This is a genomic window from Streptomyces luteoverticillatus, from assembly GCF_003970715.1.
Classification (GTDB): domain Bacteria; phylum Actinomycetota; class Actinomycetes; order Streptomycetales; family Streptomycetaceae; genus Streptomyces; species Streptomyces abikoensis.
Window position 1 is genome coordinate 333,351 of the sequence record NZ_CP034587.1, and the last position, 24,557, is coordinate 357,907.

Below are 24,557 nucleotides of genomic sequence, written 5' to 3' on the forward strand. Positions count from 1 at the left end.
GGCAAATTGGACATTCGCGGGTGGTCTGAACCTGGTTTTCTTGGGTGTGGCGTAGTAGGTCACACCTTTGCCATGGGCTTTCGCCGCCGCTAACAATTACGGGGTCGCCTGGCGCCGTCGATCGAGAAACGGCGCTCTCTTCGCGCCAATGACGGCCACCGGCGATATCCGCGATTGGAAGGTTCAGCTCAGTTATGCGCTCCACCATCTCCTCCGGCTATACCGCTCTGCCCAAGGCCCACAAGATCTCCGCCACCGCTGTCCTGGTGGCCGCCGGTGCCGCTGTCGCCCTGGCCGCCGTCCCGGCCACCGCCGCCGACACCCACACGCTGAAGACGGTGGCGCAGAGCGCCGGCTCCTTCGGTGAGACCCAGCAGGCCGAGATCGCCCAGCAGACGGACGCCGCCATCGCGCAGGCCAAGACCACCGCCGAGGCCGCCACGAAGACCGCCGCCGACAAGGCCGCCGCCGACGCCAAGGCCAAGGCCGACGCGAAGGCCAAGGCCGACCAGGAGCGCGCCAACCGTTCCACCGAGCGCAAGGCCCTCAAGCCCACCGCCCCCGCCGCCAAGCCGGCCGCCCCGGCGAAGAAGGCCTACGCGGACAACCTGGACGGCTGGATCAAGCAGTCCATGGACATCCTGAGCGCCAAGGGCATCCCGGCTTCCTACGACGGCATCAAGCGCAACGTCATGCGTGAGTCCACGGGTAACCCGCGTGCGATCAACGACTGGGACGTCAACGCCGTCAACGGTGTGCCGTCGAAGGGCCTGCTGCAGATCATCGACCCGACGTTCAAGGCGTATCACGTCGAGGGCACCTCCTGGGACATCTACGACCCGGTCGCCAACATCACCGCCTCCTGCGCCTACGCCGCCGACAAGTACGGCTCCATGGACAACGTCAACTCCGCGTACTGATCAAGGCCAGATTCCACTCGCGCGACAACCCGGCCCATTGATGGGCCGACGCACCACCGCTTGCATGGCTCCGCCCACAGTTGTTCCTGCAGCTTGAGGGGGAACCTTGCGCGAGCGAAGAGCACGGACGGCAAGACGGACGGCAAGACCGAGAGCTCGCATCACAAGTGCGGCGGCGCTGATCAGCGCCGCCGCACTCGTCGTCCCGGCGCCGCCCGCCGGCGCGGCCGCCGGGCCGCCGACGGCGGACACCGGGAGCGCGGCGGACGCCGCGCTCGCCCATCTCGCCGCCCAGGGGAAACGCGACCTGGCGCCCCTGCTGACCACCGCCTCCGGCGCCTCGGAGACGGTGCGGTTCCAGCAGAAACACCGGGGCGTCGATGTTCTCGGCGGGCAGTACGTCGTTCGCATGCAGCGTCAGAGCGGTAAACGTGTCGTGACCGGCGCGTCCGGCAAGTACTTCACAGCGCTCACCACCGACACCACGCCCGAAGTGAGTGAGGAAATCGCTGTCGAGCGGGCCGTCGACGCCACGCTCACTCGGCTCGACGCCCGGCAGGGACAGGAGGACGAGAGCGCCGGAGCGGAGCCGCTGACCGGCACCGCGCGTGGCCTGGTCGTCCTGCCCAGAGGTACGGGCGTGCTCACCCGGCACGTCACCGTGCGCGGCACGGACCCGGCCTCCGGGGCGCCGGTGCTGGAAGAGGTCTACATCGACGCCGCCGACGGCTATCCGGTCCTCGAGTACAGCAGTATCAGGACGTTCGACGTGCCCTCACGGAACTTCCCCACCGGCCCGTACGACCCCAACGGCACACCCGACGCGCCCCGGCCGCCCGCGCCGGGGCCCGGAGCGCTGGGCTCCGGTGTCAGGGCGGACGGGACGACTGTCGAGCTGCGGCTGGACCGCGACGAGGCGCGCAAGGAATACGTCATGCGCGACTACTCACGGACGCGGGACGGCGACAGGAAGCCCATCGCCACCTGGGACGCGCGCCACAGGGGCCCCGGCGAGGTGGCCGGTACCTGGCCGGCCGACCTCAAGGAGTTCGGCTCGGCGACCCCCGCCTTCGGCAAGGAGGCCACCGAGACCGGCGCGGTCGACGCCCACTGGGCGGCGGGCAGGGTCCTCGACTACTACAAGTCCGTCCTCGGCCGGGACGGCATCGACGGCCGGGGCATGGCGGTCAACTCCCTGGTGGGCGTCTGGGACTACGGGCACCCGCTCAAGAACGCCTTCTGGGCCGGCACCAAGGCGGCGTACGGCAACGGTGACGCGGAGTACCGCCCGTTCTCCGCCGCCCTGGACGTGGTCGGCCACGTGATGACGCAGGGCGTCGTCGAGCGCACCGCCGGGCTCGTCCACGCGGGCCAGTCCGGAGCGCTCGCCGGGGCGGTCGCGGACTACTTCGGCGCCGCCATCGAGACCGACGCCCGGGGCACGTCCATGGACGACCCCGCATCGGGACTGCTGGGCGAGACCCTGTGCCGCACCAAGTCCCCGCGCGAGTGCGCCGTCCGGGACATGAACGACGGCAGGACGACCGCCAAGTCCTTCGTCGGCGTGGGCTTTACCACCGACAACGGCGGCGTCCACCTCAACTCCACCATCTTCTCCGGCGCCCTCTGGGACATCCGCAAGGACCTCGACCGCGCCCTCGCCGACAGGATCGTCCACCGGGCGCTCACCGGCTATATGACCCCGCTGGACGGCTTCACCGAGGGCCGCGACGCCGTCATCGCCGCCGCCAGGGAGCTCGGCGTCACGGGCAAGGACCTCAGGGCCGTCGAACGGGCCTTCACCGCCCACGGCATCGTCCCCGGCTGGGAGCTCGCCATCGGCGTGGACACCGACCGGCTCCTCGGCAGGGTCACCAGCGACAGGACGAACGTGGGCGCGGGCGGCGGCTGGTGGGTCGCGCCGGCGTCGAACGAGAGCGGCACCGAGGCCAACTCGATCTGGGCCGGGCGTACGGACGGCACGGGCGAGAAGAGGCGGATCAGCCCCAATGACGGCCGGGACCACGTCGAGCCGGCCACCGACGGCAGGACGGTGGTCTGGGTGGCGTACCGGGGCAATCGGGTGGAGGTCCTGGCGCGGCCGATCGCGGGCGGCCCCATCAAGAAGCTGTACGCCGACCGGCACGGAGTCCACTCGCCGCGGATCGAGGGGAAGGACGTGGTCTTCGAGATCGGTCAGCGCAAGGGCGGCAACCGCGTGGTGTACCTGCGCGTCGGTGAGATCGAGCCGACGGAGGTCCAACCGGCGTCGGGCAGGCTCTGGGCCGCGACGGTACGGCCGTCCCTGAGCAACGGCCGGATCGCCTACACCGACTCGGGCCGCGTCTACGGCGTCTACCGCCAGGACACCAAGCTGCTGGACATCGCGACCGGCAAGGTGACGGTGCTGCCGCAGATCGGTACACCGTCCGGTCTGGGGCAGACCGCGATCACGAGCAAGCATGTCTTCTGGCTGGTCAAGGACGTCAAGGACAGCGACCGGACGGCCGTGCGGCGCGTGGGCCTCGACGGCACGGGCGTCGTGGACATCAGCCCGGGACAGGGTGAGGACGCGCTGTACGGCGTGGGTCTGACGGCCTCCGAGGACGCGGTGACCGTCACGGCGAGGACGCCGGACAGCGCCCTCCGCAGCGAGACGCTGTCCAAACTGTGGCAGTTCTCGACCGACGGCTCGCGCAAGGGCCGTGTCTCCTGCGACCGGGGTGAGCAGTTGGGGGCGGCCGCGGCGGGTGGCACGCGGGTGGTGTGGATCGACGCCACCACCGGGTACCCCGACCTCGTCACCCGGTCCCGGCCGGCGGGGAACTGCGGCTGAACGAGCCGCATGCGATGCCCGATCATGCCCGTTTGATTGCCCGATTCTGTTTACTTCACCTTCGTTGAGCCACTAAGGTGAGCGGAAACCACAGATTCGGGCATCGAACGGAAGTAATCCCTCATGTACGCACCCGAGCGTCAGCAGGAGATCCTGCGCCTCGCCCGCGAGCGCGGCCGGGTGGAGGTGCTCTCCCTCGCCCAGGACTTCCGGGTCACCGCCGAGACGGTGCGGCGCGACCTCAAGGCCCTCGACCGGGCCGGGCTCGTCCGGCGGGTCCACGGTGGCGCCATCCCCGCCGGGCGGCTCGACTTCGAGCCGGATCTCGCCGAGCGCGAGACCACGGCGGCGGACGAGAAGGACGCCATCGCGCGGGCCGCGCTCGCCGAGCTCCCCGCCGACGGCAGCGTGATCATCGACGCGGGTACGACGGCCGCCCGCCTCGCCGGGCTGCTCCCCCTGGACTCCTCCCTCACCGTCGTCACCCACGCCCTGCCGGTCGCCGCCCGGCTGGCCGACCACCCGGGCATCGCGCTGCACCTCGTCGGTGGCCGGGTACGGCGCCGGACGCGCGCCGCCGTGGACGAGTGGGCGCTGCGCGCGTACGCCGAGATCCACGCGGACGTGGCCTTCCTGGCGACCAACGGTTTCTCCCTCGACGGCGGTCTGACGACGCCCGACCTGGCGGAGGCCGCCGTCAAGCGGGCGGCGGCGGGCGCGGCGCGGCGTGTGGTGCTGCTCGCCGACTCCGGCAAGTACGGTCGGCGGCACTTCGCGCGCTTCGGCGACCTGGCCGACGTGGACGTGGTCGTCACCGACGCGGGCCTGTCGGCCGAGGACGCCCGGGCCGTGGAGCTGGCCGGGCCGGCGGTGGTCCGCGCGTGATCGTCACCGTCACTCCCAATCCGAGCCTGGACCGCACCTTCGAGGTGCCCCGGCTGGAGCGCGGCGCGGTGTTGCGGGCCGGTGCCGACCGGGTGGACCCGGGTGGCAAGGGCGTCAACGTCTCGCGTGCCGTGGCCGCCGCCGGGCGGCCCACGGTCGCGGTGCTGCCGCTCGGCGGCGCGGAGGGCGCGTTGCTGGAGCGGCTGCTGGACGAGCACGGCATCGAGGTGGCGGGCGTGCCCGTCCGCGGCTCGACGCGCGTGAACGTCGCCGTCGCCGAACCGGACGGCACCCTCACCAAGATCAACGCCGCGGGTCCCGTGCTGGCCCCGGCCGAGGCGGACGCCCTGCTCGCCGCCGTGGGGGCGCGGTCGGCCCGCGCGGACTGGGTGGCCTGCTGCGGCAGCCTGCCGCGCGGCCTGGCCCCGAGTGGTACGGGCGGCTGGTGGCCGCCGCGCACGCGGGCGGGTCCCGGATCGCCCTGGACACCTCGGGGCCCGCGCTCACCGCCGCCCTGCGGGAGCGCCCGGACGTCGTCAAGCCCAACGTCCACGAGCTCGCCCAGGCCGTCGGCCGTCCGCTGGCCACGATCGGCGACGTGGCCGACGCGGCGGAGGAGCTGCGGGCCCTGGGCGCGCGGGCGGTCCTGGCCAGCCTCGGCGCGGACGGTCAGCTACTGGTCGACGACAGCGGTACGCACTTCGGGACGGCGCCCGTCGCCGCCGTGCGCAGCGATGTCGGGGCGGGTGACGCGTCCCTGGCCGGTTTCCTCGTCGCCGGGGGGACCGGCCCCGCCGCCCTGGCCTCGGCCCTCGCGCACGGCGCGGCGGCCGTGGGGCTGCCCGGCAGCGTGATGCCGGGCCCGGCCGATCTCGTGCCGGAGGCGGTGACGGTCACGGCGACGGTGCCGTACGACCGCGCGCTGGCCGAGCCCGCGTAATCCTCAGCCCCTCTTCTGTCCCCCACCGCCCCCGGGCGTCAGCGCGTGCAAGGGAGCCCGCGATGAGTGAACTGATCACGGCCGGACTGGTCGATCTGGACCTGTCCGCCGGTACGAAGGAAGCGGCGGCGCGCTCGCTCGCCGAACGGATGCGGGCGCTGGGCCGCGTCACGGATCTGGAGGGCTTCCTGGCCGACGTGGCGGCGCGCGAGGCCCAGATGCCGACGGGGCTCGACGGCGGCATCGGCATACCCCACTGCCGCAGCGAGCACGTCACCCGGCCCACGCTGGCCTTCGGCCGCGCGTCCGCCGGCATCGACTTCGGGGCGCCGGACGGCCCGGCGGACCTGATCTTCCTGATAGCCGCCCCGGCGGGCGCCGACAGCGACCACCTCACCATCCTGTCGGCGCTGGCGCGGCAGCTGATGGACACGGAGTTCACGGGCGCCCTGCGGGCGGCGGAGAGCGCGGAGGCGGTGGCGGCGCTGCTGCGCGGCGACGACACGCCTCCGGCGCGGGAGGAGGTCCGGGCGGGGCAGCCGGCCGGGGTTCGAGAACCGGGCGTCGCCCCGGAGACCGCCCAGGCGCCGGACTCGTCCGGGACCCCCGGCGGCGACACCCCCGGCGTCGGCGAGGCCGCCGCAGGCGACGCCCACGGCTCGCAGCCGTTCCGTCTCGTCGCCGTCACGTCCTGCCCGACCGGGATCGCCCACACCTATATGGCCGCCGAGGCCCTGCGGCGGGCCGCCGGGGACGTGGGGGTGGAGATCGCCGTCGAGACGCAGGGCTCCGCCGGGTTCACGCGGCTCGATCCGGCGGTCGTCGCGGCGGCCGACGGCGTGATCCTCGCCCATGACGTGGAGGTGCGGGAGCGGGCCCGTTTCGCGGGCAAGCCCACCGTGGACGTCGGCGTGAAGGCGGGCGTCAACCGGCCCGGCGAGCTGATCGCCGAGGTCCGCGCGCTGGCGGCGGCCGGCGGTGTCCCGGCGGCGCGCCCGGCCGCCGCGCCCATGGACGCCGGGGCCCGGGCGGGCGACGGGTTCGGCACCCGGCTGCGCACGTGGCTGATGACGGGCGTGAGCTACATGGTGCCGTTCGTCGCGGCGGGCGGTCTGCTGATCGCCCTGGCCTTCGCCGTCGGGGGCTACCAGGTGAACAAGGCGCCGTCCGTCGCCGACCACTTCCTGTGGACCGAGTCCGCGAGCTGGGCCGCGCTGTTCTTCCAGACCGGTGGGGCCGCCTTCGCGTTCCTGGTGCCGGTGCTGGCGGGCTACATCGCCTACGGGATGGCCGACCGGCCCGGTCTCGTGCCCGGTTTCGTCGGCGGTTCGATCGCCCTCACCGTGAACGCGGGCTTCCTGGGCGGGCTGATCGCCGGTCTCCTCGCGGGGACGGCCGTCCTGGGCGTCCGGCGGGTGACCGTGCCGCCCGCGCTGCGCGGCATCATGCCCGTGGTGGTGATTCCGCTGCTCTCCTCGGCGGTGGTCGGGTTCCTGATGTTCCTGGTGGTCGGCAAGCCGGTCGCCGCGCTCCAGAAGGCGCTCACCGACTGGCTGGGCGGCCTGTCGGGGACGAACGCGGTCGTCCTGGGTGCCGTGCTGGGCCTGATGATGTGCTTCGACCTCGGGGGCCCGCTGAACAAGTGCGCGTACACCTTCGCGGTCGGCGGGCTGGCCGACCCCAACGCGGGCAGTCTGAAGGTGATGGCGGCGGTCATGGCGGCCGGGATGGTGCCGCCGCTGGCGATGGCCCTGGCCACGGCCGTGCGCGGCCGGCTGTTCACCCGCGCCGAGCGGGAGAACGGGAAGGCCGCGTGGGTGCTGGGCGCCTCCTTCATCACCGAGGGCGCGATCCCCTTCGCGGCGGCGGATCCCCTGCGGGTGATCCCGTCCGCGATGGCGGGCGGCGCGGTGACGGGCGCTCTGTCCATGGCGTTCGGCTGCACCTTGCGAGCCCCGCACGGTGGCGCCTTCGTCGTCCCGCTGATCGGGCAGCCGCTGCTGTACCTCGTCGCGATCGCGGCGGGCACCGCGGTCGGCGCGGCGCTGGTCGTCCTCCTCAAGGGCCTGCGCGGCCAGGAGCCGGAGACGGAGCCCCAGCCGGAGGCGACGACGCCGGCGGCGGTGGCCACCGCCTGACGTCGCCGCCTCGCACCGCAGGCGTTTCAGCAGGTCACCGCGTCAGCAGTTGCCGCCGTTGACCCCGTCGATCCGGCCGCCGAAGTCGCCCCCGTACGCCCTGCGCCAGTCGCCGGTGTGCACCTGGCGGGTCTCCTTCGGGTCCCAGTTGATGAAGCAGGCGTCGGTGCTCGCCACGAAGGAGCCGACGTTGTCGTGGAGGGCCGGGGGCATGTCGCGGTAGCCGCTGGAGGCCGTCCACTCCCAGCTGGAGCCGTGGTAGTCCGAGCCGCTGAAGAAGCAGACCGAGCCGCTGGGGCAGGCCGGTGGGCCGGCGGCCGGGGCGGCGAAGGCGCTGGTGGCGGGCAGGATGAGCGCGATGAGGGACATGGTGACGGCGGAGACGATTCGCATGGTGCGTCCTTTTCTGCGACGGTCACGGAAGGCGGCGGCGGTGTCCTGAAGCAGCCGCTTCACCGCCACCGACAGCGACATCATCCGCACCCTTGGTGAGCACCGTCGAGCGCTTCGATCACCGTCGAAGACCGCTCCCGGCGACGCCTACGCGCCCCCGGACGAGTCGTGCGCCGCGTTGTAGCGCAGGAGCTGGGCGGCGAAGCCGGCGAGGTCGTCCTCGTTCCAGTCGGCGAGGCGCTCCTGGAAGGCCGCGTGGCGTCGCGCGGCGACCTGGGCGAGGGTCTCCCGGCCCGCCGCCGTGAGATGGAGCACCTGAACGCGCTGGTCGTCGGGGTCGACGCGGCGTTCGACGAGGGCGAGGCGCTCCAGCGTGGCGATCTGCCGGCTGACCGTGGACTTGTCCAGGAGGTAGTGGGCCGCGAGGTCGGTGGCGCGGCAGCCTCGCTGGTCCTCGAGGTGGGAGAGCAGGGTGTAGGAGACCAGGGAGAGCTCGGGGTGCATCCGCGCCGCCGAGGCGCGGGCGCGGCGGGCGAAGGCGGTCAGCTCCCGCTGGATGATCTCCACGGACTCGTCACGGTGGGGCACGGGGACTCCTTTCAGGCCATGTGGTTGTAGAGTACAACTTGAAGGAAGAGTTGTATTTGCCAACTATCTTGAGGGTGTCGATGAGATCCACCAACGGCGGCGCGCTGCGTCATGTGCTGACCCACCTGCTCACCCCCCTGCTGATGTGCGTCGGCATGGGCCTCGCCTACCTGGGCGCGTTCGCCCACCCGGAGCCGCACCGGCTGCCCGTCGCGGTCGTGGGTTCCGGCACCGGCACCCAGGTGCTCGCGCAGACCATCGGCGACAAGGCGGGCGACCGCCTCGCCGTACGGACCGTCGCCGACCGCGAGGAGGCGGTCCGGCAGCTCAAGGACCAGAAGATCTTCGGCGCGTATGTGCCGGGCAAGCGCTCCCCCGAGCTGCTGACCGCCTCGGCCGGCTCGGACACCACAGCCGTCGCCGTGCAGAAGGTCTTCCAGCCCGTGGCCGCGCGCCAGGGCGCCCCGCTGAAGGTCACCGACGTGGTGCCGCCCGCCGAGGGCGACCCCACCGGGCAGGGCATCTTCTTCCTGCTGGTCGCGCTGAGCATCGGCTCGTACGCCTCCGTCGCCGTGATCGGCGGAGCGGGCGCGGTGCTGCCGATGCGGCTGCGGATCGTGCTCGCCGGTGCCATGTCGCTCGTCGTCAGCGTGATCGGCGCGGCCTTCGCCGGGCCCGTCTTCCACCTGGTCGACCAGGGCCTGCCAGGGCTGTGGGCCATGGCGTGGGTCTACTGCGCGGGCGTCCTGCTCGTCGGCACCGGCCTCCACACCTTCCTCAAGCGCTGGACGACGCTGGGCGTGATGGTCCTCTTCGTCATGCTCAACTTCACCAGCGCGGGCGGCGTCTACCGCCCCGAGCTCCAGAACGGCTTCTTCGCCGCGCTGCACTCCTTCTGGAACGGCGCCGGGTTCGTCGAGGGCGTACGCAGCCTCGTCTACTTCGACCACGCGGGCCTGGGCGGGCACGTGTGGACGCTGGCGCTGTGGCTGCTCGCCGGCGTCGTGGCCGTCGGCGCGGCCTGGGCCACCGAGGCCCGGCGCGCCCGGCCCGCGGCGCCCGTGGCTCCCGCGGCGGCCGCCGACGCCGCGGAGGAGGAGATGGAGGAGGCCGTGGGGGTCTGAGCCACCCCGCCCCTGGCGCCCGCGCGCCCGCCGGACCCGGCGGGCGCGCGGGCGCTCGTCACGGTCCCCGGCCGCGCCGGTGGGCATCCTGCCCCCATGACCACATCAGAACCCGCCGCAGGGCCCGCCGGGGCCGCGTCGTTCAGCCCCGTCAGCAGGACGGCCCTGGCCGTCGCCCGGGTCCGGGCACGGGAGAGCGAACGCCCGGACGCCCTCTTCACGGACCCTTACGCCGCCACGTTCCTCACCGCCGCCGGATACCCCGCCGAGCCGGCCGTACGACCCGGTCCGTACGCCACCGCCATCGCCCATCACACGGTGATCCGCACCCGCTTCTACGACGACTTCCTGCTCGCCGCGAGCGCGGCCGGGTGCCGTCAGACGGTCCTGCTGGCCGCCGGGCTGGACACCCGGGCCCACCGGCTGCCCTGGCCGGACGGGGTGCGCCTCTTCGAGCTGGACCTTCCGCCCGTGCTGGCCTTCAAGGAGGACGTCCTGGCCGGGCGGGCGGCCCGGGCGCGCTGCGCCCGCACGGCGGTGCCGGCCGACCTGCTGTCGCCCGAGTGGCCCGGCCTGCTGGTCGAGGCGGGTTTCGACCCGGCCGTGCGGACGGCCTGGCTGGCCGAGGGACTCCTGGTGTATCTCACGGAGGAGCAGGCCACCGGCCTGCTCCTCGCCCTGGCCGGGCTGTCCCGGCCGGGCGACCGGCTCGCCCTGGAGCGCGGCCGGGACCTTCCGTCGGCCGACGCCGAACCGGGGCTGGCGCACATCGCCCCGCTCTGGCTGGGCGGCCTGGGGCCGGGCCTCGGCGACTGGCTCGGCGCCCACGGCTGGGACGTGGCCACCCACCCCATCGAGGAACTGTCGGCGACATACGGCCGCCCCGGGACCGGTCCGGCCCGGGGCGGCTTCCACAGCGCGACGCGCCGCTGAGCGAGGCGCCGCCGAAACGACGAGACGCCGAGCGGCGCGACACCGTGCGACACGACGCCGAGCGGCGCGCGGCCGTCGTCAGGCGGCGGTGGCCCCCACGGGCTCGGCGGCCTTCCGCCCGTCCTCGGTCCCGGGCGTGGGCCGGGCCCCGCCGTCGAGCACCGGGTCGGGGTCCGGCAGCCCGGCGCGGTGAGCCTGGACGCCCGCGCGGACCGCCCAGAAGTAGAAGCCCACGGCCGACACGCCCACCAGGGCGATGTCGAGACCGCCCGGGATCACCCCGTGACCGCCGAACTCCTCACTGCCCAGCGCCGACAGCGCCGAGAGCCACAGCAGGAACGCGGCCATCCACCAGGCCGGCGCGAACTGGCGGCGCAGATCGCTCTCGCCCCGGCGGCGCAGCACGATCGCGGCGATGGGCACCGAGAGGAGGGTGAGAACGGTGACCTTGCCGGTGTTGGGCCACTTCGACCAGTACAGGGCGCAGGCCGCGAAGGCGAAGGTGATGGGGCAGAGGATCCTGGCCGCCGGGAGCCGGAAGGGGCGGGGCAGCTCGGGCTTGGTCTGCCGGAAGACGCCGACGGCGATGGGGCCCATGAGGTAGGAGACGACCATCGCGGCGGAGACGACGCTGGCCAGCGCCTCCCAGCTGTGGCCGATGGTCAGCAGCAGGAGGACGGAGAAGCCCAGGTTGAGCCACATCGCGGGGCGGGCGACGCCGTAGCGGGGGTGGACCTCGGCGATCTTCTTGGGGAAGAAGCCGGTCTCGGCGAGGTTCTGCGCCAGGTAGGCGGAGGAGGCGACGTTGCCGATGTTGGCGCCGTTGGGCGAGATGAAGGCGCCGAACTGGAGCATGGTGACGACCCAGTGGAGCATCAGCAGCTTGGCGAGGTCGGCGAAGGGGGAGGCGAAGTTGACGCCGCTCCAGCCGCCGGCCTCGGCGAGCTTCTCCGGGGGGACGGCGCCGAGGAAGGCGACCTGGAGGGCCAGGTAGATCACCAGGCCGAGGGAGAGCGCGCCGACGAGCGCGAGCGGGATGGCGCGGCCGGGGTTCTTGGCGTTGCCGCCGAGGTTGACGACGGCCTGGAAGCCGTTGAAGGCGAAGACGACGCCGGAGGCGGTGACGGCGGTGAGGACGGCCGACCAGCCGTTGGGGGCGAAGCCGCCGTGGGCGGTGAAGTTGTCCGTGTGGAAGCCGGAGGCGATGAGCGCGCCGACCGCGAGGACGGGGATGGCGAACTTGACCAGGGTCAGGAGGTTGTTGGCGCGCGCCAGCAGCTCGACCGACCAGTAGCAGGCCAGCCACAGGGCGAAGGTCAGGAACAGGGCTGTCGCGATGCCCGTGCCGGTGAGGTGGCCGTCGGCGACCAGTCCCTTGGCCCAGCCGAAGCTCCAGGAGGACATGTACTGGGTGCCCGCGATGGCCTCGATGGGTATCAGCGAGGCGGTGGCGATCCACACGGCCCAGCCGGTGATGAAGCCCAGCACCGGGCCGTGGGAGATGGAGCCGAAGCGGGCCATGGCGCCCGGCAGCGGATAGGCGGCGCCCACCTCGGCGTACGTCATGGCGATCATGCCGATGAAGATCGCGCCGATCACCCAGGCGACCAGGGCGGCGGGCCCGGCCACCTGGGCCGCCTGACCGGCTCCGAAGAGCCAGCCGGAGCCGAAGATCGACCCCAGGCCTATCATGATCAGGGCGAAAAGGCTGAGGCCTTTCCTGTTGGCCGCGCTCATGTCCACGAGCTGTTTTTCCGTTCTGCCGGGAGACAAGGACTGGAAGTCCCTATGCGCCTCTTCGGCGTTCGGCTGCCGGGGCCGTCCCACCGGCTCGCGCCGATGGACGGCGACGCCTGTCGAACTGAACGGGGATCAGTCGCCGACACCGCGTACCGGCCTGTTGGGCTTCGCCGAAATCGGCCCCGGGAACGGACACCGGGTACGACGCGACGAGCCCTGGGGCTGCCCCCGAAGCGGTTCGGGAACGGTCCGGGCTCGCTGACGACGAGATGGCCGAGGACGCAATAGCGACGCCGGTCATACTACGCCAACCAGGAGTAACACCTCCAATCGCGCCGCCCGCCCGGCTCGCGCGGACGCCGGGAACCCCCGTCGTCGGCCGGGCGTTCCTCCGGCACATACCTCGATCCGGGGCGGGTGGCAGCCCGTCTCCTTCACCCAGGGCGGACCAGGTGCGCGACCTGACTTCCGGAGGGAACCTTCCGCTGCCGGACGGCCCGGTGTCGGTCCGGGTGCCCGGCCCGTTCGACATCTCGGCGCTGATCACCGGGGACGACGGAAAGGTCTCCGGCGACGGCGACTTCGTCTTCTACAACCAGCCCGCCGTCCCCGGCGCCCGTCTCGCGCCCGGCGGCCTCACGGTGGATCCGCGGCGGCTGCGGGCCGGCGCGACCCGGGTCACCGTGGTCGTCACGCCCGCCGAGCCCGGTGCCGGGCTCGGCGGGCTGCCCGCGCCCGTCCTGTGCGTCGACGCCGACGGCCTGGGCGCGCTCGCCCGGTTCGCGCCCGCGCGGCCGGTCCACGAGACGGTGCTGCTGCTCGCCGAGCTCTACCGGCGCGGGCCGCGGTGGAAGCTGCGCGCGCTCGGCCAGGGGTACGCGGACGGGCTGGCGGGCCTGGTCCGCGACTTCGGCATCGAGGTGACGGAGGACGGCGCGGAGCCGGACGGCGGCCCCGGCGGCCCGGTACCCGACGCCGACCCGGCCACGACCGCGCTGGTCAACGCCGTTCGCCGGCGCGTCGGCGCTCCCCCGCTGACCTCGGACGCCCGTCTCGTGGCGGCGGCCCGGGCGCACGCGGAGGCCATGGCCGCCCAGCGGCGCCTGGACGCCACGGGCCCTGACGGGTGCTCGGTCTTCCAGCGGGTCACCGCCGGGGGCTACGCGTACGCACGGGTGGCGGAGCACCTGGTGTCCGGGCCGCGTACCGTCGACGCGTTCCTGGACTACTGCCTCGCCGAGGGCCGGGCGCGGGACGGCCATCCGGCGCACGACCCGGCCTTCACCCACGTGGGCATCGCCCACGCCGTCGCGGCCTCGGGCGACATGTACTGGACGGCGCTGTGGGCCGAGCCGCTGACCGACGGGAGCCTGGCGCGCACGGTGGCGGAGGTCCTGGCGCTCACCAACGCGGAACGGGCCGCCGCCGGTCTGCCGCCGCTGGCCGCCGACGCCCGGCTGGCCGCGGCGGCCCAGGCGTACAGCACGGACATGGCCGCGCGCGGCTTCTACTCCCACACCTCCCCCGAGGGCACCGAGCCCTGGGACCGGGCGGCGGCCGCCGGGGCGCGCCACCGGGGCATCGGCGAGAACATCGCGTGCGGGCAGCGCTCCCCGGCCGAGGTCGTCCGCGGCTGGATGGACAGCCCCGGCCACCGCGCGAACATCCTCAAGCCCGGGTTCACCCACCTCGGCGTGGGCTACGCGGGCGGCGGCCCGGCCGGCACGTACTGGACGCAGCTCTTCGGCATGACCTGAGCCGGGCGGGGCGGAACGCAGCCGGATACCGACTGTCGGCGTGCGCGCGGCGCGCCGATGCTGAACGCGACGGGATCGACGGGGTCGACGCAGGAGAGGAGACGGGCCCATGTGCCGTCTGTTCGGCATGAGCAGCACTCCGCTCCGTGCCCGGGCCACGTTCTGGCTGCTGGACGCGCCCGACAGCCTCAGCGTCCAGAGCCGTCGCGACCCCGACGGGACGGGCCTGGGCTTCTTCGACGCCGCGGGGGTGCCGCAGGTGCACAAGGCGCCCGTGGCCGCCTACGCGGACCGGGCCTTCGCCGAGGAGGCCCGGACGGTGGAGTCGGCGACGTTCCTCGCCCACATCCGCTTCGCCTCGACCGGGCGGCTGGAGACGCGCAACACCCATCCGTTCGAGCAGGACGGGCGGCTGTTCGCCCACAACGGCGTCATCGAGGGCCTCGACGCGCTCGACGCCCACCTGGGCCCGGCGGCCCGGGCCACGGTGCGCGGCGACACCGACTCGGAGCGGTTCTTCGCCCTGATCACCCGTGAGATCGCCGCGCACGGCGGCGACGTCACTGCGGGCATCGTAAGAGCCGCCCGGTGGATCGCCGACGAGCTGCCCGTCTACTCCCTCAACCTCGTCCTCACCACGCGGGACGAGCTATGGGCGCTGCGCTATCCCGACACCCACGAACTGTTCGTGCTGGAGCGCGCGGCGGGCGGCCACCACGGCAGCCGGCACCTGGACCACAGCGGCACCGGCGGGCGACTGCGCGTCCACTCGCACGACCTGAGCGAGGCCCCGGCGGTCGTCGTCGCCTCCGAGGCCATGGACGACAACCCCGGCTGGCGGCCGCTGGAGAGCGGTGAACTCCTCCATGTCGGGCCGGACCTCGCCGCCACCGGCCGGGTCGTCCTGCCCGGGCCGCCCCGCCACCGGCTGGCCCTCGGCGATCTGCGCCCCGAGGCGGCGCGCTCGCAGAAGGCGCGCTGAGCCGGGGAGCTCACCCCGCGTTCAGCAGTGGGCCGAGCAGGGCCGAGGGGTCGGTCCCGGCGGGCAGGTCGCCGACCTGGCCGTCGCCGACCTCGATCACCCGCCAGGCGCCGTCGGCGCGCCGGGCGAGGTCGGTGGTGACGAACCGGCACCCGAGCCGGGCCACCAGCGGCGCGACGTCGTCCAGGCCGGGCTCGGGCGTCAGGCCGGGGGTGTCGGGGTGGGCGGTGGTGAGCAGCGGGCGCCCGTCGAGCCACCACACCCGTGCCTCGCCCTCCTCCCGGCGCAGCTCCTCGAAGGCGCGCAGGACGACGCCTCCGGCCAGGGAGTCCTCCTGGAGCTCCACGAACCGGGACACCACGGCGTGGAGCGCCGCCGTGTCGGCGAGGTCGGGCACGTGGCATGCCTCCTCCCAGTCGTGCTTGCGGGACTTCACGAAGTCCTTGACGATGCCGGGGCCCTTCGGGAGGCGTGCCGCCGCCTCCGCGAGCGCCGCCGGCCCCGGTGCCCGGAAGGGCGCGCAGGGCAGCCAGGTGCTCGCCGGTGTCACCGCCGTGAACACCCCGTACCAGCCGGGCAGCTCGTGGGCGGCGCGGTAGTGCCCGGCGCCGGTGCGCAGGAGGGCGCCGCGGGCGGCGAGCGCGGCCTCGAGCCCGGCGTAGGCGGTGGCGGGGATCATCCAGCCCCGGTACCACAGCGGTCCGACGCCCCGGGGTACGCGCCGTACGGCCTCCTCGGCCCGGCCCGCGAGCAGCGCGTCGTGGTCGAGCAGCGCCACCGTCGCGCCGGCGTCGTGGGCGGCGGCCTGCGCGGCGAAGTGCGGGTCGCTGCGGGCGGGGCGGAGCGGGTCGGCGCAGAGCAGCAGGGAGTCGGTCATCGCCCCACCGTAGGGGGTCTCCGTTCGGGTGATATCGGCGGTCGGTGCGAGCGTGCGGGAGGCCGGGGCCGGGTGTGCTGGCAGGCTCGTCGCACACCGACGACCGAAGGGCGGAGCAGCGATGAAGTGGTGGGCGACGAGGACGCGTTGGGCCTTGCGCGCGGGGGTGAGCACGGTGGGGGCCCTGGCCCTGTTCCTCGCCGGCGGGCCGACGGCCTTCGCGGCGACGTCGTGCGGGGGCCAGTCGTGCCTCACGGTGGACGCGAACGGCCGGTACGTGTTGCGGGCGTCGGCCACGCCCGCGCCGAACGCCGACTTCGTCGGGCTGTTCCACATGTACGGCGGCGGCCTGGACGGCAAGAGCGCGTTGCGGCACTGGCGGCCCGGGCAGCTGTACGGGATGGCGCTGGGCCGGAAGGTCCCGGACCGTACGTGGATCTGCGTCGACGGCTGGCGGAAGCTCGACGAGGGCGGCTTCGCGGCGCACGGGCACGCGTGTGTTCAGGTTCATGAGTAGCCACCTGCCGTAGGGGGCCTGGCGACACCCCTGTGAGGGGTGCGGGCCGGATGGGACGGCGGCCGCCGGTTTCCTACCGTCGTGGGTGACGGAACACCCGGCAGATGTGCAGGAGATGTGATGCGCCGTACGTTCAGGATGCTCGCCGCCGCTGTGACGGCTGCGGCGCTGGCGGTGGGGGTGGGGGTGCCCGCGGCCGCCGCCGGGTCGTCCGACATGGCCTTACGGAAGGCTCTGGACGGCGTGGTGGCCGGCGGTGACGCCGTGGGGGCGCGGGTCCTGGTGACCGAGCACAGCCGGACGGTGCGGCTGCGCGCGGGTTCGGCCACGCTGGGCGGGCGGCGGCCGGTGCCGTTCGAGGGGCGGTACCGGATCGGCAGCGTCACCAAGACGTTCGTGGCGACGGTGCTGCTCCAGCTGGTCGCCGAGGGGAAGGTGGGGCTGGACGAGCCGGTGCGGCGTTATCTTCCCGATCTGCTGCCCGCCGACAAGGACGCCATCACCGTGCGCATGCTGCTGCACCACTCCAGCGGGCTGGCCGATTACGTGTCCACCATCCCCAAAGGCGCCGACTTCGTGCGGCACCGTTTCGACCACTACGACGCCCGGGAGCTGGTGCGCCGGATCGCCGACAGGCCGCTGGTGTTCGCACCCGGAACGGACTGGAGGTACACCAACGTCAACTACGTCGTCGCGGGCCTGCTCATCGAGGCCGTGACGGGCCGGCCCTGGGGGGCGGAGGTGACCGGGCGCGTCATCCGTCCGCTGGGGCTGCGGGCGACCGGCGTGCCGGGGGACGTCACGCGCGTCCCGGGCCCGCACGCGCACGGCTACGAACGGGTCTCCCCCGCCGCCGGGCCCGTCGACATCACCGAGCTCAACCCGACCGTGGCCGACGCGTCCGGGTCGATGATCTCCAGCGACGCCGACCTCGACCGTTTCCTCACCGCGCTCACCGGCGGGCGGCTGCTGCCCGCGCGACAGCTCGCCGAACTCCTCCCCCGCGACGGGGACCCCGTCCCCTACGGCCTGGGGATCTTCCGGGTGCCCAACTCCTGCGGGGTGACGGCCTGGAGCCACACCGGGGAGATCCACGGCTACTACACGCTGGCCCTCACCACCCCGGACCGCTCCCGGCGGGCGGTCGTGTCGGTGACGACCGCGGCGTACCCCCTGCCCGACGACTCGCCCGTGTACGCGGCCGTGCGGAAGCTCACCGACGCCGCCCTGTGCGGCTGAGGCGGGGACGGGTTCATCCCTGCTCGGGTCCGGTCAGTTCCTTGGCGACGATGTAGCCGGAGGCGCCGTTGACGCCGTGGCCGGGCCAGGTGGCGGCGCCGACCATGAAGAGGTTGGGGACGACGGTCCGGTGCGAGGGCCGGCCCGGCAGGGGGCGCAGGAGGTAGCTCTGGGCGAGTTCGTGGCTGCCGCCGTAGGGGTCGCCGGGGCCGCAGTTGGGGTTGAAGCGGGCCAGGTCGGGCGGTGCGATGACGTGGCGGCCGAGTACGGCGCCGGGCAGGTTGGGGGCGTGGCGGGCGGCGAGTTCGAGGACGCGGTCCGCGAAGGCGTTCTTGACGTCGTCGGTCCAGCCGTCCGTCGTGTCGATCTCGCCCGCCGCGTCGCCGCGTAGGCGCAGCGGGACGTCGAGGAGTTGCAGCCGGGCCACGGCCGCGCCCGGTGGGCAGCGGGTGGGGTCCGCCGCGGCGGGGGTGTCGATGGAGATGGTGGGTTCCGCCGGGAGAAGGCCGCGGGTGGCCTCGTTGACCGAGCGGGAGAGGGCGTCGAGGCCGCCGGTGAGGTGGGACTGGCCGGTCCTGGCGAGGCGTTCGTCGGTGAACCGGGGCGGTGCGGAGAGGGCGAGGTGGATCTGTACACAGCCGCGCCCGTAGCGGTAGTCGGCCGCCTGCCGCCGGATGAGGGGCGGGACGACGCCGTCCTCGTGGGCGAGCAGTTCGAGGTAGAGCTGGTCGGGGTTGACGGAGGCGACGACGGCCCGGTCGGCGCGCACGACCTCGCCGTCGGTCGTGCGGACGCCCACGGCGCGGCCGTCGCGGACCAGGATCCGCTCCACCCACCGCCCGGTCTCGACGCGGCCGCCGTGCCGTTCGGTGAGCGCGGCGAGGGCGCGGGTGAGCCGTTCGCTGCCGCCCTCGGGGGTGGGCATGCCGGCGGAGGTGACGGCGAGGAGCACCATGACGGTCCAGAAGGAGCTGTTGACCTCGTCGGGGCTGCGGCCCAGGTGGAGGGCCCACGGTGCGAGCAGTCCATGGGCGACCGGTGAGGCGAAGGTGTGCTCCAGCAGGTCCCGGGCGGTGCGCAGGAACTGCTGGGCGAAGGTCGAGTAGTGCCCGTCGTCGTGCGTCAGGTCGTGGATGACGCGGGCGGACGCGGGGCTCGCGAGCTCGGCCGCGAACAGGCCGAACACCGGCCCGGCGTGGGGCTGGAAGTCCTGGAGGAGGGCGGTCAGGGCGGCGCCGTCGCCGGGGGCGAGGCGCTCGGCCTCGGCCACGTTCTCCTCAGGGTCCGTCGAGAGCACGGCCGTCCGCGCGCCGGGCATCGACACGCCCACGCAGTAACGGGAGTTGCGGTAGGTGAGGCCGAGGGCGGTGAGCTCCGGGCCGAGTTCGGCGTAGGCGGGGCCGGTGGTGAACAGGGGGTGCGCGGAGGAGTAGGTGTCGTGGAGAAAGCCGGGGACGGTGAGCTCTTCGGTGCGTACGAGCCCGCCGGGCCGGTCGTTTCCCTCGAGGACGACGACGCCCCGGCCCGCCCGGGCCAGGTATGCCGCCGTGACCAGGGCGTTGTGGCCGCTGCCGACCACCACCACGTCGTAACGCCGCATGGTGGATGGTGGCACGCGGGTTTCGCCCGGGTGAAGTACGCAAAGGGCTGAGACGGGACGGGAGCCGCGTCTACGCGGCGCGGCCCGTTCCCGTTCAGGCCAGCCCTTCCAGCAGGGTCCGGGAGGCGTCGAGCATCAGCCGGCACACCCGTTCCGGGTCGGCGCCGGCCAGCGGCTCCTGGCGTACGACGAGCCGGGTGAGGCCGATGCCGAGGAGCCAGGCGAGGACGAGGGCCGCGCGCAGCTCGGCGTCCTCCTCGCCGGTGAGCCGGGCCAGCGTCCGGGCGTACTCCTCGCTCAGGCGCCGGCTGGTGTCCGCCACCTCGTCCTCGCCCCCGGCGGAGCGCAGGAAGACCTCCAGGGAACGGTCGCCCTGGGGGGCGTCGCCGGCGGGGTCGAGCAGTCCGCGCAGGGCCGATTCCAGCAGCCGTTCCGGCGGGGTCTCGCGCAGCCGTCTGCGCCCGTCGTTGGCCATCACCTCGCCGAAGAGGGCGGTCTTGGAGCCGAAGTACCGGAAGAGCAGGGCCTGGTTGACGCCGGCGCGGTCGGCGATCGCGCGGACGGTCGTCCGGTCGTACCCCCGCTCGGCGAACAGCCCGGCCGCGGCGTCGATCAGCGCCTGCCGGGTCGTGTCGGCGTGCCGCCGCCGTACGGGTTTGCCGTCGGTCATTCCGCTCCTCCCCACGAGACCGCCCGGTGTCCCCCCGGCGGGTGCGACAACCCTGTCCGAAGGCACCGTTGACGCGCTACCCACCTCGCCCTACGTTTTTGTAAGCAGACGCTTACATCGCGAAGAGGGGTCTCATGTCCACCTCCCACGACGAACCTGTCGTCTATCCCTTCAACAACGCCGAGGAGCTCGCCCTGTCCACGGCCTACGAGCGCGCTCGGCACGAAGAGGGGCTGCTGCGGGTGCGGTTGCCCTACGGCGAGCCGGCCTGGCTCGCGACCCGTTACGCGGACGCCCGGCTCGTCCTGGGCGACCGCCGGTTCAGCCGGGCCGCCGCCCAGGAGCACGACGCGCCCCGCCAGTCGGAGGGCCGGACCGACGCCGGCCTCCTCTCCATGGACCCGCCCGACCACACCCGGCTGCGCACCCTGGTGACCAAGGCGTTCACCGTGCAGCGGGTCGAACGGCTGCGGCCGGGCATCCGCGCCCTGGCCGAGGGCCTGGTGGACGGCATGGTCGCGGCGGGCCCGCCCGCCGACCTGGTGGAGGACTTCGCGCTGCCGCTCCCGGTCGCCGTGATCTGCCGGATGCTCGGCGTGCCCGAGGAGGACCGGCCGCTCTTCCGCAAGTGGAGCGACGACGCCCTGTCCACCAGCTCGCTCACCGCCGAGGAGTGGGAGAAGAGCCGGGAGGAGCTGCGGGCCTATATGGCCGGGCTGGTCGCCGAGCACCGCGCCCGGCCCGCCGACGACCTGATGACGGCGCTCATCGAGGCGCGGGACGGCACCGGCCGGCTCTCCGAACTGGAGCTGGTCGACCTGTGCGTGGGCATTCTCGTCGCCGGCCACGAGACGACCGCCACCCAGATCCCCAACTTCCTGCTGACGCTCCTGGAGCATCCCGGTGAGCTGGCGCGGCTGGGCGAGGACCCGGAGCGGATCCCGGCCGCGGTCGAGGAGCTGATGCGCTTCGTCCCGCTGGGCATGGCCGCGGGCTTCGCCCGCTACGCCACCGAGGACGTCGAGGTGGGCGGCACGCTGGTGCGGGCGGGCGAGCCGGTCCTGGTGGCCGTCGGCTCCGCCAACCGCGACGCGCGGCGGTTCGACTCCCCCGACCGCCTCGACCTGGGCCGGGAGGGAAACCAGCACCTGGGCTTCGGCCACGGCGTCCACCACTGTCTGGGCGCGCCCCTGGCCCGTCTGGAGCTCCAGGAGGCGCTGCGGGCCCTGGCCCTGCGGCTGCCCGGCGTCCGCCTCGCCGGGGATGTCGTGTGGAAGACGGAGATGCTGGTCCGGGGGCCGCGTTCGATGCCGGTGGGGTGGTGACGGCGATGGCCTGGCGGGTGACGGTGGACCGCGGCCGGTGCATGGGCTCGGGGATCTGTACGGCCCTGGCGCCGGAGCTGTTCACGATGGACGGCGAGCGCTCGCACGGGCCGGACGGCGAGTGCGAGCCGGACGAGGCGCTCGTCGACGCGGCGGACTCCTGCCCGGCGGGGGCCATCACCGTCGTCGAGGACGGACGGGTGATCGGCCCCGGCGACTGAGCCGGGGCCGGTGGCTCAGCACTCCACGAGCAGCTCCCGCAGCCCCCGGATGACGAAGCCCGGCTTCCACTCCGGCTCCGCCACCGGTCGCAGGCCCGGCGCCCGCCGCAGCAGCTCGCCGAAGGACGCCGCGAGTTCGAGGCGGGCGAGCGGCGCGCCCAGGCAGTAGTGGATGCCCGCGCCGAAGCTGAGGTGGGGGTTGTCGGCGCGGGCGAGGTCCAGCCGCTCCGGCGCGGGGAACCGGTCCGGGTCGTGGTTGGCGGAGCCGAGGAGCAGGGCCACCTCGCTGCCGCGCGGGATGAGGGTGCCACCGATCTCGATGTCGTCGAGCACCCAGCGTTCGAAGAGCTGGAGCGGTGTGTCGTAGCGCATCAGCTCCTCGATCGCCCCCGGCAGCAGCCCCTGGTCGGCGCGCAGGGCGGCGAGCTGTTCCGGGTGGCGGAAGAGGGCCCACCAGCCGTTGCCGGTGGTGTTGACGGTGGCCTCGTGACCGGCGTTGAGGAGCAGGACGCAGGTGGAGACCATCTCCTGCTCCGTCAGCCGGTCCCCCTCGTCGTGGGCGACGATCAGCGCGCTGATCAGGTCGTCGCCGGGATCGGCGCGGCGGGCGGCGATCAGTGACCTCAGATAGGCGGAGAACTCGGTCGAGGCCCGTACCGCGCGCCGCGCCGCCTCCTCGCCGGGGTTCAGCTCGTACATCCCGCAGATGTCCGCCGACCAGGGGCGCAGCAGGCCCCGGTCGGCGGCGGGGATCCCGAGCATCTCGGCGATGACGGCCACCGGCAGGGGCTCGGCCAGGGCCGTCATCAGATCGCCGCCGCCGTCGGCGAGGAGGCCGTCGACCAGTTCGCGGGCCAGCCGCCGGACGACGGGGGCGAGCCGTTCGACGGTGCGCGGGGTGAAGGCCTGTGACACCAGGCGCCGGATCCTGGTGTGGTCGGGTGGTTCCAGGTCCAGCAGGCCCTGGTCGTTGAGGGTGTGGAAGGGCTCGTGCTCGGGGGGCGGCGGCGTCCGCCCGAACTCCTCGTGGCCGAACCGGTGGAGGTAGGTGCGCCCCAGCCGCCGGTCGCGCAGCAGCGCCGAGACGTCGACGTGCCGGGGCACCAGCCACTGCCGGCTGGGCTCGAACCAGTGGACGGGCCCGGCCGCGCGCAGGGCCGCGAATCCGGGGTAGGGGTCGGCCACGAACCGGGGGGACCACGGGGCGAAATCGGCGCTCGCATCCATGTGCGGATGCTACTCGGGGCGGTCGGTCGCCAGCCGGGCGTGCAGATGGGCGTCGTGGCGCCGCCCGGAGGGTTCCTTGAAGTAGTCCCGCATCACCCCCTCCAGGCGGAAGCCGGCGGCGGCGGCCACCCGGCACGAGGCGACGTTGGCCAGCACGTGGTCGAGCGCGATCCGGTGCACGCCGAGCCCGCCGTCCTCGGGGGCGGCGAGGGCCCAGCGGGCCGCCGCGTCCAGGGCGGTCCGGGCCGCGCCCCGGCCCCGGGAGCGCGGCGTGACCCAGTAGCCGACGACCGCCTGGTCCGGCAGCCGGTTGATCTCACGGACGCTCAGCGCCCCGTGGAACTCCCCCGTCGTCCCGTCGGTGATGGCGAAGTAGGCGTCCCCGGTGGCCCACCCGGCCGCGCGCGGCCCCAGCCACACGGCCGCGCGCTCGTGGACGGGCGCCTGGACGGTGGCGAGGCCGGCCGCCCAGCGGAGGATGTCCGCGTCGCGCAGCGCTTCGGCGACGGCGGGCTCGTCGCTCTCCCGGAGGGGCCGCAGGAGCAGGCCCCCGGCGGTGAGGGTCGTCGGGGCGAGGGTCCGCGTGGCAAAGGTCATCCCTGTGTTGTAGTCGATCTCCTTTCGCCGGTGGGAGGCGGGGTGTTCACAAGCCGTAGCGCCGGTGCCGCGACGCGTACGAGTCCAGGGCCAGGTCGAAGTCGTCACGGGTGAAGGAGGGCCAGGGGACGTCGCAGAAGTAGAACTCGGAGGCGGCGGTCTGCCAGAGCAGGAAGCCGGAGAGCCGCTGCTCCCCCGAGGTCCGGATGATCAGGTCGGGATCGGGCTGGTTGCGGGTGTAGAGGTGTTCGGCGATCAGGTGCTGCCAGTTGCCCGCCGGGTCGTCGGCGTCGGCGGGCGGCATGGTGCCGGCGCACAGGATCTGCCGTACGGCGTGGGCGATCTCCCGGCGGCCGTCGTAGGCGACCGCGACGTTCACGGTCATGCCGGGCGCCCGGTGGCTGGCGTCGCGGGCCCGTTCCATGGCGACCCGCAGATCGGCCGGCAGGGCCATGAGGTCGCCGATGGGGTTGACGGGCCAGCGCCGGAGGGCGGCCAGCTCCTCGATGGTCTCGCCGATCAGCGGAAGCAGGCCTGACAGTTCCTGGTCGGACCGCTTCAGGTTGTCGGTCGACAGCCCCCATAAAGTCAGCGCGGTGAGCCCGGCCTGCTCGGCCCACTCGCACACCTCGCGGAGCCGGCGCGCGCCTTCCCGGTAGCCCTCGACGGCGTCGAGCCCCCGGGCCCGGGCCCAGCGCCGGTTGCCGTCCATGATGATGCCCACGTGCTGGGGTATCGGCCGGGCCGTGGCCGGCCGGGCCACGGCGGGGCTCGTACTGACCACTCCTGACATGCGGTGCCTCCTTGCCGCTCACCCGGGTCCCGCCGGCGGGGGCCGGCCCGGTCCGGGAACGTACGCAGGGCCTGTCTCGGGGGTGGATCGGGGACCGTCACACCTCACACCTCTGAGCCCCGGAGGGCAATCACCCTCTCGGGGGGCTCACGCGCCTCAGCGGCGCACAGCTACCACCGGCGACGGGTGGCGTCGGGCTCCTCGCTCCGCGCGCCCGCGCTCCGCGCCTCGTACGCCGTGATCGGCCGACCATCG

21 protein-coding genes and 1 pseudogene are annotated in these 24,557 nt (G+C 73.8%); 13 read left to right on the forward strand and 9 right to left on the reverse strand.

Annotated elements, in window-relative coordinates; translation table 11 throughout:
• Nucleotides 1-194: 194 nt before the first annotated feature.
• The 5 genes and pseudogenes from EKH77_RS01505 (at nucleotide 195) to EKH77_RS01525 (ending at nucleotide 7,719) form a co-directional block, all read left to right on the forward strand.
• Nucleotides 195-920, forward strand: coding sequence for a transglycosylase SLT domain-containing protein (locus EKH77_RS01505; protein WP_126912629.1), 726 nt, complete (start codon nucleotides 195-197; stop codon nucleotides 918-920).
• Between the two features lie 106 nt (nucleotides 921-1,026).
• Entirely contained in the window at nucleotides 1,027-3,756 is a 2,730-nt protein-coding gene (locus EKH77_RS01510; RefSeq protein WP_240667172.1) for a M4 family metallopeptidase, read from the forward strand.
• Between the two features lie 123 nt (nucleotides 3,757-3,879).
• Nucleotides 3,880-4,641 carry a DeoR/GlpR family DNA-binding transcription regulator gene (locus EKH77_RS01515; protein WP_126912630.1) on the forward strand — a complete coding sequence of 254 codons (762 nt, stop codon included), beginning with the start codon at nucleotides 3,880-3,882 and terminating at the stop codon, nucleotides 4,639-4,641.
• Nucleotides 4,638-5,581 (forward strand): annotated as a pseudogene (pfkB, locus tag EKH77_RS01520) (1-phosphofructokinase). Before EKH77_RS01515 ends, pfkB begins: the two are co-directional and overlap by 4 nt.
• A 62-nt stretch (nucleotides 5,582-5,643) precedes the next feature.
• Nucleotides 5,644-7,719 carry a PTS fructose transporter subunit IIABC gene (locus EKH77_RS01525; RefSeq protein WP_126912631.1) on the forward strand — a complete coding sequence of 692 codons (2,076 nt, stop codon included), beginning with the start codon at nucleotides 5,644-5,646 and terminating at the stop codon, nucleotides 7,717-7,719.
• 42 nt (nucleotides 7,720-7,761) lie between these two features.
• Here EKH77_RS01525 and EKH77_RS01530 read toward each other — a convergent pair whose 3' ends face one another.
• Both EKH77_RS01530 and EKH77_RS01535 read right to left on the reverse strand, forming a co-directional pair.
• Entirely contained in the window at nucleotides 7,762-8,112 is a 351-nt protein-coding gene (locus tag EKH77_RS01530) for a peptidase inhibitor family I36 protein (RefSeq protein WP_126912632.1), read from the reverse strand.
• A gap of 147 nt (nucleotides 8,113-8,259) precedes the next feature.
• Nucleotides 8,260-8,700 (reverse strand): MarR family winged helix-turn-helix transcriptional regulator, encoded by a 441-nt coding sequence (locus tag EKH77_RS01535; RefSeq protein ID WP_240667173.1) that lies wholly within the window; start codon nucleotides 8,698-8,700, stop codon nucleotides 8,260-8,262.
• 80 nt (nucleotides 8,701-8,780) lie between these two features.
• Between EKH77_RS01535 and EKH77_RS01540 the strand changes: the two genes are divergently transcribed.
• The gene (locus tag EKH77_RS01540; RefSeq protein WP_126912633.1) at nucleotides 8,781-9,824 is read left to right on the forward strand and encodes a hypothetical protein; all 1,044 of its coding nucleotides are present in this window, start codon (nucleotides 8,781-8,783) and stop codon (nucleotides 9,822-9,824) included.
• Between the two features lie 96 nt (nucleotides 9,825-9,920).
• Complete coding sequence (locus EKH77_RS01545; RefSeq protein ID WP_126912634.1) at nucleotides 9,921-10,757, forward strand: SAM-dependent methyltransferase; 837 nt, start codon at nucleotides 9,921-9,923, stop codon at nucleotides 10,755-10,757.
• A 78-nt stretch (nucleotides 10,758-10,835) separates the two neighbouring features.
• Here the strand turns inward: EKH77_RS01545 and EKH77_RS01550 are convergent, their stop codons facing one another.
• The gene (locus EKH77_RS01550; protein WP_430980968.1) at nucleotides 10,836-12,449 is read right to left on the reverse strand and encodes an APC family permease; all 1,614 of its coding nucleotides are present in this window, start codon (nucleotides 12,447-12,449) and stop codon (nucleotides 10,836-10,838) included.
• A 500-nt stretch (nucleotides 12,450-12,949) separates the two neighbouring features.
• On the opposite strand from EKH77_RS01550, the gene EKH77_RS01555 reads away from it, so the two are divergent.
• Nucleotides 12,950-14,254 (forward strand): CAP domain-containing protein, encoded by a 1,305-nt coding sequence (locus EKH77_RS01555; RefSeq protein ID WP_126912635.1) that lies wholly within the window; start codon nucleotides 12,950-12,952, stop codon nucleotides 14,252-14,254.
• A 109-nt stretch (nucleotides 14,255-14,363) separates the two neighbouring features.
• Entirely contained in the window at nucleotides 14,364-15,236 is an 873-nt protein-coding gene (locus tag EKH77_RS01560) for a class II glutamine amidotransferase (RefSeq protein ID WP_126912636.1), read from the forward strand.
• A gap of 10 nt (nucleotides 15,237-15,246) precedes the next feature.
• Here EKH77_RS01560 and EKH77_RS01565 read toward each other — a convergent pair whose 3' ends face one another.
• Nucleotides 15,247-16,113, reverse strand: a complete 867-nt coding sequence (locus EKH77_RS01565) for an ATP-grasp domain-containing protein (RefSeq protein WP_126912637.1) — start codon at nucleotides 16,111-16,113, stop codon at nucleotides 15,247-15,249.
• Between the two features lie 166 nt (nucleotides 16,114-16,279).
• Here EKH77_RS01565 and EKH77_RS01570 point away from each other — a divergent pair, with 166 nt between their 5' ends.
• Nucleotides 16,280-16,630 (forward strand): hypothetical protein, encoded by a 351-nt coding sequence (locus tag EKH77_RS01570; protein ID WP_126912638.1) that lies wholly within the window; start codon nucleotides 16,280-16,282, stop codon nucleotides 16,628-16,630.
• Nucleotides 16,631-16,750: 120 nt separating this feature from the next.
• Nucleotides 16,751-17,869 (forward strand): serine hydrolase domain-containing protein, encoded by a 1,119-nt coding sequence (locus tag EKH77_RS01575; RefSeq protein WP_126912639.1) that lies wholly within the window; start codon nucleotides 16,751-16,753, stop codon nucleotides 17,867-17,869.
• Between the two features lie 13 nt (nucleotides 17,870-17,882).
• On the opposite strand, the gene EKH77_RS01580 is transcribed toward EKH77_RS01575, so the two are convergent.
• Entirely contained in the window at nucleotides 17,883-19,469 is a 1,587-nt protein-coding gene (locus tag EKH77_RS01580; RefSeq protein WP_126912640.1) for a phytoene desaturase family protein, read from the reverse strand.
• A gap of 94 nt (nucleotides 19,470-19,563) precedes the next feature.
• The gene (locus EKH77_RS01585) at nucleotides 19,564-20,139 is read right to left on the reverse strand and encodes a TetR/AcrR family transcriptional regulator (RefSeq protein WP_126912641.1); all 576 of its coding nucleotides are present in this window, start codon (nucleotides 20,137-20,139) and stop codon (nucleotides 19,564-19,566) included.
• A 134-nt stretch (nucleotides 20,140-20,273) separates the two neighbouring features.
• Here EKH77_RS01585 and EKH77_RS01590 point away from each other — a divergent pair, with 134 nt between their 5' ends.
• Together EKH77_RS01590 and EKH77_RS01595 are read left to right on the forward strand one after the other, a co-directional pair.
• Entirely contained in the window at nucleotides 20,274-21,464 is a 1,191-nt protein-coding gene (locus EKH77_RS01590) for a cytochrome P450 (protein WP_126912642.1), read from the forward strand.
• A gap of 5 nt (nucleotides 21,465-21,469) precedes the next feature.
• Entirely contained in the window at nucleotides 21,470-21,685 is a 216-nt protein-coding gene (locus tag EKH77_RS01595) for a ferredoxin (RefSeq protein WP_126912643.1), read from the forward strand.
• Nucleotides 21,686-21,700: 15 nt separating this feature from the next.
• On the opposite strand, the gene EKH77_RS01600 is transcribed toward EKH77_RS01595, so the two are convergent.
• From EKH77_RS01600 to uppS, 3 genes are read right to left on the reverse strand one after another with little or no spacing between them, the layout of a single operon-like run.
• Entirely contained in the window at nucleotides 21,701-22,912 is a 1,212-nt protein-coding gene (locus tag EKH77_RS01600) for a cytochrome P450 (protein WP_126912644.1), read from the reverse strand.
• Between the two features lie 9 nt (nucleotides 22,913-22,921).
• Nucleotides 22,922-23,509 carry a GNAT family N-acetyltransferase gene (locus tag EKH77_RS01605; protein ID WP_126912645.1) on the reverse strand — a complete coding sequence of 196 codons (588 nt, stop codon included), beginning with the start codon at nucleotides 23,507-23,509 and terminating at the stop codon, nucleotides 22,922-22,924.
• 46 nt (nucleotides 23,510-23,555) lie between these two features.
• A complete protein-coding gene (gene uppS, locus EKH77_RS01610; RefSeq protein WP_126912646.1) occupies nucleotides 23,556-24,302 on the reverse strand; it encodes a polyprenyl diphosphate synthase in 747 nt (248 codons plus the stop codon).
• Between the last annotated feature and the right edge of the window lie 255 nt (nucleotides 24,303-24,557).